Source organism: Pontibacillus salicampi (assembly GCF_042434395.1).
GTDB lineage: Bacteria > Bacillota > Bacilli > Bacillales > BH030062 > Pontibacillus > Pontibacillus salicampi.
The window spans coordinates 191,913-205,041 of sequence record NZ_JBHLTP010000003.1 but is presented as its reverse complement, the minus strand read 5'-3'; the positions used below and the strand labels follow the sequence as shown (position 1 = coordinate 205,041).

The window sequence follows — 13,129 nt, the reverse complement described above, 5'->3', positions numbered from 1 at the left end:
GCTTTGTTTTTACCATTTATTATGTTTGTTTTGCTCGGTAGTAACTTGAATAGTAAGAGAAGCCTTAATTCCGGAATCTAGCGTTAAGACTATTTCTGTGCTCCCTAATTTTTTTGCTGCGAGCGCTGATTCAGAGTCAATAATGGATACGATGTGAGATTGCACCACATCCCAATTTACTATTTTCGTTTGATGTAGCAATGAGTTATTTCTTTGTAATTGCTGATGAAGTGATTCAAAACTCCTCTTCTCCCCTAAAGACATGGAAACGGTACCGAGAGTAGGTTGAGTAACCTCCACCGGCACTCCAACTGGTTCAGTACTTTTAGTATCAACAACTAACGTTACGAAACCCGGCTTATTAGCTTTTAGAGTTGATTCATCTTGAGACACAATCTCTCCCTCGTTATCTCTTATGGACCAGGTCACATCTTTGATTACATTGTCAGCAGGGGTAAACAAAAGTTCCGATAGAAAATCTCTTGTTTCTCCTACACTCATATAATAGTTGTCCTTTTGAAAGGTTACATTTGTAGGAGCTTGCATTTTAGACTGGACTACGAACTCAGCTTGTTTAGAGCTATCCGCAAATCCTCCCTTTGCTGTTACGACAACTTGTTGATAAAGAGGTTGGAAGGAACGAACTGCTTCATAGCTCTTCTCCTTACTTAAGAAACCGCTGTCTACCAAATCACCACTCTTGTTAAACACCTCATACTGATATGATACTTCCTTTGTAGGAGGTATAAGATTATTAGGTTGCTGTTGGAAAGAAAATTGATCTCCTGTCCATTCAAAGAATGGTGATGATGCAATAGGAACTTGATAGGATTCTCCTTGCTCATTTTGTGCAGTAATCACAGGAGCAAGGTTAATTATGCGCTTCACACCATCTAAATAAGTAACCTGAATAGAAGCTTGATTTTTACCGTACATAATATCTGTGACAATGCCAGGGTAAGGGGCGGCAATGGCTACAAATTTGGACGTTGCCTCTGTATTGCCTGCTAACTTAGTGATCATTCCGTCTTGTAATGTTTTATAGAGCGTATAGAAATCATTCGCTTCATGTTCAAGCCACACTTCGTAATGGACAGTTTCATTAGGTTGGCCAAGCTGATTCATAAGCCTTCCAGCACTGCTATCGACATATCTTATTTCAGCAGCAGGTAAACGTGTCGTCACGGCTCCTACAGCTTCCAGCGGCAATGATGCAGACAGCTTTTCAGGAGTATAAGAGACTTCCCCTGTTGTATGGATTCTTATAGAAACAGGTTTTAGCTGATATGCTTCTTTCCATATGGAATTCCCCTCCAAGCCTGTAATATAAGTTGAGGTTTCATCTGCAAAAACAAGCTCTACATTATAGTCCCTATTATAGTTTTGATTTGTAACCAGCTCTAATTTCCAATTGTCTTGGTTTGTCTCTATAAGGGATATACTCGTAAAACCAAGCTGTTTATTGGTGTTGTTCCCTTCCATAAGGTCGATACTCTCTGGTTTTTCATTTGATAACTGACCATGATAAGCAACCGTATTCTGTAGGGAAAGTTTCGCATAGGTTATGCCATTCTCTTGTACAACAGGAATAGATTGATCCTTGGGGAGAATGCCAGAGGGCAGTGGTTGATATAGGACTAACTCTCTTAACTCTCCTTCTCCTATGCCGCCAATAGCCTGTAGCGCATAATCGACTGTGAAGGTGTTATTGATCTCGAGATTACCAGTTTCATCTCGAATGTTCCTTAACGATTCAACCGCTTCCCCTTCTCTAAAGCTAGCTGCTCCATTAAATCCAGGTGCAGCTTTTTCTACTACAGTAATAGAAAAAGGATCAAGTTTATGATTTTGTCGCTCTCCTTCTACATCTACATAGGAAAATTGAAGATCATCAAACGAGTAGGAGCCTGCTTTACTGAAGGATAACGGGAGATTATGTTGATAAACATCCTTCAATGCTCCTTCCTCTGTAAAAGAGATGTCCTCCAGACGAATCACAGCATAGTCCCCTTCCAATGTTGCGTTGGAGCCGCTTTGAATGGAAACGTTTTTAGGCAGCCTTACTCGCATGTTAATTTGGGAGATAGCTAATTCATTTATTTCCTTACTAATTTTATTGATTTCTGACTTAATAAATGCTGTAGTAGCATGAGAGGCTCTTCCTCCGGTATAGGAAGAAATCTCTTCTAAAAAGCTCATGTCCACATTTTCCTTTTCACCAAACCCAACCGAGTACAGCTTAATATTATTAGCTGCAAGCCTTTTCGCTGCGTCAACAATATGTCCTTCTATGCTTGCTTTTATCTGACTATATGTAAGGTCATATCTCCTTCGCCAGCTTCCATCGTATAAGTATTCCACTTTTGTTGTATTGTTGGTATATATAGTATAACGATGAGGCGCCTCAATCGTTATCTCCTCACGGTCATATATATCCTCACACCATCTACCAAAAAGGGTCCAGCGGCAATCTTCACCTACCTTCACCCATTTCTCATGTTTGACAATATCAGTCCCTTGCGATTCAGTAGGTTCTCCATCTGTTAAGAATATTACACTCTTGGTGCGCCCTGATCCCTCAAATACGGTATTTGCTTTTTCCAGCGCCTGAGTATAATTAGTACCGCCATAGGCTACTAATTCTTTTGCAAAGGTATTAATCGCATCTAAATTCTTCGTTAACTCCACAATATCTGTATTCTCATATTTCACACCATAGGACGTTCGTGAGATAATATCTACTTTCCCCACATCGCTAGAGAATGGTATGAAGGCGAAGCGATCATCAGGATGACCATTCTCTTGAAACTCGTTTACTGCATTAGTTAAGGCGGCTTTAGTATCGGATAACTTCGACCCATCGTTCATAGAACCCGATACATCAAATACAAATGCTACATCAATTGGCTGTCTTCTTTCTGAGGACAATGCACCTTCTGGTGATACTTCTAATTGAACGAATCCTTCTGCTGGACCATTAACTGGTTTGATGATACTTTTCTGAGAAGGGAAAAGAGTGGCATGAAGTGATGGCTTCCGCTTGTCGTCTGACGTTCCATCAGGACTTCCCTTTTCTATCTCCTCCTCTATGTTCTTTTCTGTTTCTCCATTTTTATTCTCTACCTTACTTGCATACATTCCGTTACCTGTACAAGGTCCTTCATGCACGTAGTCTGGCTTTTCTCCGGAATAATAAATGGTTCCTTCAACACATATATGACTGTTATTCCCCTTAAACGAAAAGTCCTGATCTTCTTCAAGGTATAAGTCCTTCTCCACCTTCCATTCACTATTCCCGGTAAGCATTCCGCCACCGTATAAATGGACGTGATTTCTTACAGTAAAGTCAGGAGTACCAGATATGGATATTCTTTCGAAGAAATACGCATCACCCTGTATCGTCATCGTTGGAGTTCCACTCATGGAAAAACCTTCTACGAAAGCTGCAGATTTAGTTACGACGGTAGGGTTACCAGCAATACTAAAAGACTGACTGAACTTATAATCTTTGGATGCGGTATAGCTGCGATTATCACTAATGTTATACTGTGGAGCTTCGTCCATTTCTACTAGAATGTCTTCCTTTGTTGCTGATTCTCCTTGAGGTACTCCAATTAATAGCGATATAACTAATAAAAAACAAAACGAATAACAGATTCTTTTTGGTACACTCAACAGTTCCAGCCCCCTTGCGACGCTAATATGTAATTTAATAGCACCACACACATGAATCCAAAGACCTATACCCACCTAATTTATCTGCTCAAATATAGAGAACATAGGTATAGCAATGGAAGCGACAATGGTGCCGACAATAATAGCAAGCATTGTAATCATTAATGGTTCTATCAGTGTTTTTAATCGATCAGTAGAATGGTCCAGCTCTGACTCATAAAAGTCAGCAACTTTTGACAGCATCTTGTCTAAGGAGCCCGTTTGTTCACCAACAGTAATCATTTGGGTAACTAAAGGTGGGAAAATCCAATGACTTGAAAACGGCTGCGCCATTGACTCTCCTTTCTCCAGCTGTGTTCTAGATTGGACTAATACCTTCTCTATAACTCTATTTCCTACTATCTTCTCTGTAATTCGAACAGATTCTAAGATGGGAACAGAACTGTGGAATAAAGAGCTTAAGGTACGTGTCATTCGTACAAGAGCTGCTTTTTGTAGTAATGGTCCGAAAACAGGGAGACGCAGTTTAAGATAATCCATTCGATAGGAAATAGCATCTACATGGCTCATATACTTCCATACCACCAAAGTAATGAAGGGCAGAAGAAGGAACAACCACCAAATTTTCTTTGTGATGCCTCCTAATTCTATGACAAACTGAGTAATCCACGGCAGTTCTCCTCCCATGGTTGCAAACATATCCGTAAATTGAGGAACGACTGAACTTAGTAGAAAAATGATAATGCCAATGGCAATAATCAGAACCACAGCTGGATAGGTAAGTGCTGATATTACTTTTTGCCTCATTTCGTTTTGTTTCTCGTAATAGTCAGCCATTTGTTCTAATATCTCATCCAAATTTCCACCCGCCTCCCCAGCTCTTATCATATTTACAAATAGAGATGGAAATACCTTGGGATGCTGTTCAGCGGAGTAGGAAAAAGATTGTCCACTTTCTAATTTACTTCTCACATCCATTAACGTATTTTTCATTATTTTGTTAGAAGTCTGTCGAGATAGTATCTCAGTAGACTGCACTAGAGATACTCCAGAATCAATGAGCGTAGAAAATTGTCTTAAATAAACGACAAAATCCTTGGGCTTAACCGCATTCCCTATCTGAATGTCTTTATAAAGAATACTGTTTATTTCTTGAATGGATGTGATAGACAAGCCTTCCGCTTTCAAAATCTCCATTGCCTCTCGTTTCGTATCTGCTTTTACTTTGCCTTGCTTTTGCTGCCCTTGCCGATTTCGGCCCTTATATCGATAATGAGCCATTTTATCCGTTCCTTTCTTCAAGATAAGGAGTTGCAAATTCCTCTGAAATAACCCCATCATCCAGCAATTGTTTAACTGACATTTGCAATGTATGCATCCCTTGGGATTTAGAGGTTTGCATAATATTAGGGATTTGGTGAATTTTTTCATTTCGGATTAAATTTTTTACGGCTGCTGTGTTTTTCAGTATTTCCGTTGCTGCCCTTCTGCCCCGCTTATCTGTAGTTTGAAACAGCCTCTGGGACACAACTGCTTGTAACACACCAGCTAGTTGTATTCGCACTTGCGGCTGTTGATTAGGCGGAAAGACATCAATGATTCGGTCGATGGTAGATGCGGCATCCGTGGTATGAAGCGTTCCCAGCACAAGATGGCCTGTTTCCGCAGCTGTTATAGCAGTCGCTATCGTTTCTAAATCTCTCATTTCACCAACTAAAATGACATCAGGGTCTTGGCGCAAACAAGCTCGAAGACCATTGGCAAAGTTTTGTGTATCAAACCCAACCTCCCGCTGATCTATAATACATTGATTGTGTGAGTGCAAGTACTCTATTGGGTCTTCTAAGGTGATGATATGCTTTCTTGATGAATAATTCATGTAATCAATCATCGAGGCAAGAGTGGTGGATTTTCCACTCCCTGTAGGACCGGTTACTAGGACAAGACCTTGAGGGCTTCTGGCAATGTCCTTTAAGATAGGCGGCATTTGTAAGTGATCCAGGGTGGGAATGCTCGTTGGCACAATACGTACAGCAAGAGATATACAATTGCGTTGATGGTAGGCATTAATTCTAAATCTGGAAATTCCAGGAATGCCGTAGGAAAAATCGATTTCCCCTTTTTCCTCAAACTTCTTTCGTAATGTTTCGGAAAGAATTGCGTCAAGCATGCGTTCCGTGTGGTCTGGTGATAATTTCTCCTTGCCGTATTGCTTCAAATCACCATGCACCCGAAAAACAGGTGGCATGGCTACCGTTAAGTGAATATCAGAAGCATGTAATTCAAATGCACTTGATAATAACTGATCAAACCGTTCCTTCATTGTTACCCACCCTCTTAGTTTCCTTGAGCTACTCGCAGTACTTCTTCTGTTGTAGTTAATCCTTGTTTCACCTTCAGCAACCCATCATCCACTAAAAAAATCATGCCATTTTTATAGGCGTAGTGATGGATTTCATTTATGGATTGATAATTCATCATCATTGTTTTGATAGAATCGTCGATGGTTAGTACTTCATGTATTGCCATCCTTCCTTTATAGCCTGTATATTGACAGCTGTTACAGCCTTTCCCTTTATATACATGGTCAAGCTGAATACCACGTTTAGCGAATTGTTTTTGTTCCATCTCTGTTGGAGCTTGCTCTGTTTTACAATCTCGACATATCTTCCTTACTAGCCGCTGCGCTACAATACCAGAAAGTGCAGATACGACAAGGTATGGTTCGACATCCATATCAAAGAGTCTTGGAATCGTTGCAATAGCACTATTGGTATGTAAAGTGCTGAAAACCAAGTGCCCCGTCAAAGAAGCTCGAATGGCAATTTCAGCTGTTTCAGAATCACGTATTTCCCCAACCATTACGATATTCGGGTCCTGCCGTAAAATGGATCGTAAACCCTTCGAGAAAGTAAGCCCAACAGCATTATTTACCTGTACTTGATTAATTCCTTCAACTTGGTACTCAACAGGGTCCTCTACGGTAATGATATTCACATTTTCTGTATTCAACTGGTTTAAAGAGGCATATAGCGTCGACGATTTCCCTGAACCAGTCGGTCCTGTAATGAGCACTAACCCTGATGGTTGATTAATTAATTCTAAAAACCGCTGGGAATTAATTTTATTAAACCCAAGCTCGTCTACTTTGCTTAGAGCCCCGCCTAGGTCCAAGATACGTATGACGATTTTTTCACCAAAGACAGTGGGGAGGGTAGAAATGCGCAAATCAACCGGATTTCGATCAATCGTTGTTTTTATTCTTCCATCCTGAGGAAGTCTTGTTTCTGTGATGTTCAGATTAGCCATAATTTTCACGCGGGCAGTTAAAGAGTTTTGGAATGATTTTGGCAGCGTTCTTTCTGTACGAAGAATGCCATCTATACGATAGCGAACAATGACCGTCGTCTCTTGTGGATCAATATGTATATCACTAGCCTTTAATTGCACTCCAGCCTGCAGCATTTGATTCATCAGCCGTATGGCAGGAGCATCGTTTGGGTCATCAGATTCTTGTAAGTCTTTATCCTGTAAGTTGTAGTGCCTGTTAATAGCTTGCAGTATTTCATCTTTCGTAGCAATAACAGGTGATATTTGAAAACCAGTGGAAATCTTCAAATCGTCAATTGCAAAATAATCCATTGGATCATTCATCGCAACAATTAACTGATTTCCTTCTTTATTCAATGGTATTAATATGTTCCGTTGAGCAAGCTCTTTCGGGACCGTATTAATAATGGCAGGATCAATGGGATACTGGTATAAAGAGATATGAGGAATACCTAGCTGGAATTCCAACACTTCAATAAGTCGTTGTTCGGTAATAAAACCCTTTTCTAACAAAGCATCCCCTAATTTTTGATCCTCTTTCTTAGTAGATATGGTATCTTGAATTTGTTCTTCGGTAATTAATCCTGCTTCTTTTAATAAATCCCCTAGTCTCTTCCGCTGTGCCATATGTCCCTTCCTCCCCCTTAAGAAAATGCGAACCCTAGCAAAAGGATTCGCATGTGTCACCAGGTGCTTTCTTATTTCTCAGGACTATCCGTAATGTCCCATCCATCCCCAGAACGAGCGTCTGTATTCTGTTCGGGGCTGGAATCGGAATTTAATTGATTCTCCTCTGACTCTGTACTGGTATTATCATGAGAAGATTGGCTATTTGAGTTGGTTTCATTATTCAATGCACCTTCTTGTTTACTAGCTCGTTCATATCTTACTTCCACCCTATTAACAGGCGCATAGTAATCCTCTGAAATAAACTCATCCAGCTTTTCATTATTTTCATCTACGCGAATGCGATGGACCTCAAATACTTCTCCGCTTGACCCTTTTTGCTTTAGCTCTGTTTCATAGGAGCTATCAGAATAGTGAACAATAGTACGAGGCTTCACTTCTTTATCATTCCGTATTTGTACCATATACTCATGAGGTAATGGATAGCCAATCCATTTTGCAATTACTTCCTCATCCGTTTGTTTTAGCTCTAACGTATAGGTGGCGTTGTTCTTATTTTGAACAATCAAATCATGTCCTTCTTCCATTTTAACGCTAGCTTCTCTCCCTTTTTCAATATACTCAGGACGATGCTGGTTAATATGACGCTGATTTATGGAGAAGTTAGTTTCTAAGACTGCACCATATATAGCAGAAGCGACAACGTTTAAGGCTGTTTCATTATGAAAAGAAGCACCCTTTGCGTGTTGTAAAATGGAAAAGGATTCAGCTCCCTTTACAGATTTGCCATTCAATTCTCTAACATAATAGCTAGGATCAGCATCATCTGGTATTGGTACTCGGAACTCGCTAACGGTTGTATATAACGCTTCTGTTTCCGGCTCTACATAATCATATATAGAGAAGCTAAGAGACGTTGCGGACAATGTTTGTGCTTTATTACGTATATCCTCTTGAAGCTTTTGCAGCAATACCTTCTCAAATATACGTACTCCTAAATCAGGTTGAAGTTTATTTAAATGAGTTTGATCGATAGACACAGATAAAACAGCATTTTCTGGTGAGTAATTTGCTATTGTATTTTCCAGGTGAAATTGAACAACATCTACAGATATAGGAATGTTCCGATCTTTGGTTTCTATGTTGATGACAGCTTGTTCTTTCCACTCCTGTACTCGTTTTTCCAGCTTCAACAGTGCCTCTGACTCCGTTAAATTGCTAATGTCAATTCCACTTATCTTTGTCTCTTTAGAATACGTTTGAGGTCCTGAGGTCACAGATTCATAGGCTAAACTTCCACCCGACATGATAGCCAACAGAAAGAGGGACATAGTTATTACAAGTAAGAAGATTCTGATACTACCCTTTTTAACCACTATAGTTCATCCTCACCCTATTACTCTGAGACATTCATCGTTACATCGACTACGACACCAGGCCCTTGACCTTGCACTTGTTTCACATCTTCCTCCGATAAATGGTGACCAGCATGAAACAACAATTGTCCATTCATTCCATAAATATCTTTCTGAACTACTTTTCCTTGGAGCAATTCTATCTGCTGCCTTGCCACCGTCCCTATTTGGGCCTCCACCTGCTGTTGGTCATTATCCGATGGAGGGGAGGATACGAGTGGAGGGGAAGATAAGTCTGTATCAGCTGATTCCGGGGCAGCAATACCAAAATCGTGTAAGGAGGTTATAAAAGAAACATAATTCTGATCTGTAATGATGGTGATATTCTCTCCATAAGTCATAATCCCATCTTGTTCTAAAACGGCTGCTTCTCCATCATATGGAAAAACAATCCCTAATACTTTCCCAGTTTCTTCATCGATATAGTACTCCTCGGCTTCCCCGAGTAGTTCCCCTTTACGCGTTACTAGCTTTGTGCTGGTAATATGTACATTTTTACTTATTAGTTGATTCGCAATCGGGATTTCATTCAAATCAAGAATGGAGGATTTACTCTCAATCATGACAGCGTATTCCCCAATACCAACTATTTTCTTGAATGGAATTGCCTTCACACTAACTTGCCAATTGACATGCTCAATGGTTATAAAATCTGCAGAGCCTGTTTCCGGATTTATTACCAGGTTTTTCACCAGGCCAATTTCGTCTCCATCCTCTATACTCACAATCGGTAAGTTTATAACTTGATTACTTTTTTTCATTGTCATCATCACACCTATGCTGTTTTATTTATACTAGATTGCTAGACATATTCTAGACATTGCTGTTCGTACAGCTCTATGTGCTGCAATAGTAGCGGACTGTTGTCATACTTTGTTCTTAAATCACCCGTTAAGGAAGCTAATTTGGTATATTCCATTTGGTTCATGTAGTGTTGCATAAGCATTGTGGCAAAGGTCAAATACTCTTGGTCAGGTAAGGAGTCATGCAGGAATTGTTGAATATAGTGTTCATATTGTAAGGAGGATAATGTCTCTTGTTTTAATTGTATATCTCTAATAAATGTAAGAAACATCATTTCTTGTATTGGGTTCCTCTGCTTTAGGGAACTTTTTACACCAGTTTCTGGGTTGTCATCAGCGGCATCAAGGTCTGACCCTACTTCCACATTCCTTTCTAGATTTTCCGTTAAGCTAAATAGTGATTCCTCTAATGGCTCTAATGTATCTTCATCCAACCATACTAGTCCTTCGTCTTCTTCGGGGTTTTCCTTAATTAAATCCGCCGCTTCCGAACTCTCTTCTTTTTCATCTGCTTCATACAACCTCTCCTCTAGGAATGGAGTATCAATTCTGTGTAAAAGCAGTTCTTCTACTACTAGCTGCTCCTCTTCATTGCCTAATTCTTCTTGCACATTCAGGTCGTTCATAGAGTATTGCTCATTATGGTCCGTCTCATTCCGATGTGCAACTAACAGTTCCTCAGGAGATATTGCTTCTGTATATGACATACCTTCATCAATGATATCCCATTCTATTGGCTCTTCTAGTTGATTCGCACCATCTTCCAATCTCTCCGTGTCATGAGGCGATAGGGTTTCTGTTATAAGTTCTTGTTGGTCTGATATTGAGTCCATTGGAGGGTTAAACGTTTCCAGAGATTCAGCGATATCTAGTTCGTTAGGTATAGGTGGTGTAGAGGGAACTTCTTCTTTTTCTTTTACATCGTCTGTTTCTAGTAATTCTTTAGCACTTATTTGTAATTCTTTTTCCATCTCTGATTGATTATTCTCATTCGGTACATTCGAATGAAAATGGGTTCCTTCGGGTAATGAAAATGGGACTACTGTACGGTGCATAACTGTTGTGATTAGTCCGGACAGTAGAATCAGTACTAGACTACTTTGCCATAAAGGTACTATTAAAAACGAAGCATAAGTGGCCAGCGCTACTATCAATGCACCTCCTATGACGTACAAGTTCCCCTTTTTTGTTAACTGGGTTACGGTAGGAAACAAGGCTATACACGTATAAATTAGCAAAACTCCAATTCCAGCAAACAACACTGGCACATCTTCACCCCCAATTCATTCAAAAAATGGATATTCTACGACTATGCTATATGGTTCATTGTATAATAAACCACATATAATGGGAAGGTTTACTTGCTACTTTTTACCCATTTCCTCTTAATGAACGGTGTTCGCTGCCAATAAAAAAAGAGTAGTACAAAAACTACTCTGCTGTCTCACTTAACCTTTCATAGCTTGCTACTTTGTTTCTTCCTTTTCGTTTTGCCCCCATATACATTGCTCGATCAGCGTGTCGTATCAACTCCACCGGCTCTTGACAATCATCTGGATAGGTAGCTACCCCTATGCTCGCTGTAATGTGGGCTTCTAATGGACCTTTCTGTTCCAATATGTGTTCGTGTAAAAAAAAGGGTTCATTTGCAATCTTTCTTCTGACATGCTCTGCAATGTGAAGAGCATGTTCTTGACTCACGTTAGGCAGCAATATAATGAATTCTTCTCCACCATATCTTGCAACTGTTCCTTTATCTCCAATAATAGAGGTTAATCGATTTGCTAGCTCGATTAGTGCTTCATTCCCGCTTTCATGACCATACTTATCATTGACCTGCTTAAAATGATCCAAATCAATTAACACTAATGACATAGGCTTTGGAGAGTCATCCTCTTGCATATATTGAAAATGCTCCTGCAATTTCTTCTCAAAATATCGGTAATTGTACAAGCCTGTTAGCGGGCAAATCTCACTCTCCCTTTTCGTTTGTTCATAGTTCCTTGCATTTTCTATAGCCACTGCTAAATAATTTGTAAGTATGTTAGCAATCATATATTGGTATTTCTCATATGCCCTTTTTTTCGAAGAAGCTAAGGTTAGTACTCCAACCACTTGTTGATTGCGGTCTATCGGCAGGGAGATGATGCTTTCTACATCCTCAGGAACATACTCCGGTGCGATACTAGCCCATTGTTTTCGATAACGGTAATATAAGCCACGCTTATTCCCCAAGACTCTACCACTTACTCCTTCAAATTTATGAAGCGTAACTTCTGGTAGCTGCTTTCTTTGATGCTTATCATGAAACCGAATGAGAGAAAGCCTCTCTTCCTTTTCCGCATCAAATACATAGGCATAATCCACTTCTAATAAGGAAGAAATGTTATCGACAAACCGATCCAAGACTTCAGATACCTCTAGCTTTTCTGTTAATGCATGTCCAATATCACTTGTTCGCTGTAAATAACTATTTATGCGCCGGCTTCGATAATACAGCATTAAAATAATGGACAGACTGATAAAAGGAACACCCACATAGAAGAGCGCTGCAATGCCTATTTCTATATATAAAATGTACAGCACTAATCCAACTGGTAAAACAAAGAGGTTGTTCACCAGTTCCCAAATTAAACTCTTATCTATCATTCTTACCTGTTGCTGAAATAACAAGCGTTTAATGCCAAGCAGAAAGAGTTGATTAATGCAGATTACAGCAAGGGGGTATACAAGGACTGGTAGCAGCTCTTGTGCAGAACGTATATTTATGACCCCGTGTGTTCCACCCAAAAGATAATACACAGCAGCTGATCCAAGGGAAACAAACATGAACATGAGCAGATTTAAAGGTATTTTGTAATGGTCTTCTTTCGCTAAACGAAGCTTGATAAACAAGACAAGATACGCAAGCTGTGTCAGCATCATCTCAGCAAACAAACCAAAATAGAGAAATACGACCAGACTAATTCCATGGATAAAAAAGACGGGGGTATCATTCACTATGATTGGAAACAAGGCTACAATAAACATAAAAAACGCAAAAAACAATATATCTAACCCTGCATCCTCGAATGCGGGAGCTTGTGTTTGGTAGACGAGCATGATGATTGCAGGCCAAATAACAGCCCAGATAATCCATAGCGATATCTTTTTCTGTTTTGTAATCATGAGACGCAACTCCTCGAGTTCAGCTTTTACTACTTCAAAACTCCCCTAGCATGTCTAATTAGTTGATGTCTCCGCGCTTTTTTGAAAATTAAGGAAATAATTAATACAAAT

The 13,129-nt window shown here is 39.7% G+C and carries 8 protein-coding genes; all 8 read right to left on the bottom strand.

Features of this window, described 5'->3' with window-relative positions; translation table 11 throughout:
• Positions 1-9: 9 nt before the first annotated feature.
• The 8 genes from ACFFGV_RS02405 to ACFFGV_RS02370 all read right to left on the bottom strand — a co-directional run bounded on the left by ACFFGV_RS02405 (position 10) and on the right by ACFFGV_RS02370 (position 13,018).
• Entirely contained in the window at positions 10-3,675 is a 3,666-nt protein-coding gene (locus tag ACFFGV_RS02405) for a vWA domain-containing protein (protein ID WP_377344975.1), read from the bottom strand.
• A gap of 75 nt (positions 3,676-3,750) precedes the next feature.
• Positions 3,751-4,956 (bottom strand): type II secretion system F family protein, encoded by a 1,206-nt coding sequence (locus tag ACFFGV_RS02400; RefSeq protein ID WP_377344974.1) that lies wholly within the window; start codon positions 4,954-4,956, stop codon positions 3,751-3,753.
• Between the two features lies 1 nt (position 4,957).
• The gene (locus ACFFGV_RS02395) at positions 4,958-5,998 is read right to left on the bottom strand and encodes a type IV pilus twitching motility protein PilT (RefSeq protein ID WP_377344973.1); all 1,041 of its coding nucleotides are present in this window, start codon (positions 5,996-5,998) and stop codon (positions 4,958-4,960) included.
• A 14-nt stretch (positions 5,999-6,012) separates the two neighbouring features.
• Positions 6,013-7,632 carry a GspE/PulE family protein gene (locus ACFFGV_RS02390; RefSeq protein WP_377344972.1) on the bottom strand — a complete coding sequence of 540 codons (1,620 nt, stop codon included), beginning with the start codon at positions 7,630-7,632 and terminating at the stop codon, positions 6,013-6,015.
• A gap of 71 nt (positions 7,633-7,703) precedes the next feature.
• On the bottom strand, positions 7,704-9,008 hold the full coding sequence (locus tag ACFFGV_RS02385) for a VanW family protein (RefSeq protein ID WP_377344971.1): 1,305 nt from the start codon (positions 9,006-9,008) through the stop codon (positions 7,704-7,706).
• 20 nt (positions 9,009-9,028) lie between these two features.
• Positions 9,029-9,808: a PRC-barrel domain-containing protein gene (locus ACFFGV_RS02380; protein WP_377344970.1), complete on the bottom strand. Its 780-nt coding sequence runs from the start codon at positions 9,806-9,808 to the stop codon at positions 9,029-9,031.
• 41 nt (positions 9,809-9,849) lie between these two features.
• A complete protein-coding gene (locus ACFFGV_RS02375; protein WP_377344969.1) occupies positions 9,850-11,118 on the bottom strand; it encodes a hypothetical protein in 1,269 nt (422 codons plus the stop codon).
• 163 nt (positions 11,119-11,281) lie between these two features.
• Positions 11,282-13,018 (bottom strand): GGDEF domain-containing protein, encoded by a 1,737-nt coding sequence (locus ACFFGV_RS02370; RefSeq protein ID WP_377344968.1) that lies wholly within the window; start codon positions 13,016-13,018, stop codon positions 11,282-11,284.
• Between the last annotated feature and the right edge of the window lie 111 nt (positions 13,019-13,129).

What these genes read in the sequence shown, in the direction of transcription:
- ACFFGV_RS02400 (WP_377344974.1), bottom strand. Translation starts at nt 4,956, where the DNA reads ATGGCTCATTATCGATATAAGGGCCGAAATCGGCAAGGGCAGCAAAAG.
- ACFFGV_RS02395 (WP_377344973.1), bottom strand. Translation starts at nt 5,998, where the DNA reads ATGAAGGAACGGTTTGATCAGTTATTATCAAGTGCATTTGAATTACAT.
- ACFFGV_RS02390 (WP_377344972.1), bottom strand. Translation starts at nt 7,632, where the DNA reads ATGGCACAGCGGAAGAGACTAGGGGATTTATTAAAAGAAGCAGGATTA.
- ACFFGV_RS02380 (WP_377344970.1), bottom strand. Translation starts at nt 9,808, where the DNA reads ATGAAAAAAAGTAATCAAGTTATAAACTTACCGATTGTGAGTATAGAG.
- ACFFGV_RS02370 (WP_377344968.1), bottom strand. Translation starts at nt 13,018, where the DNA reads ATGATTACAAAACAGAAAAAGATATCGCTATGGATTATCTGGGCTGTT.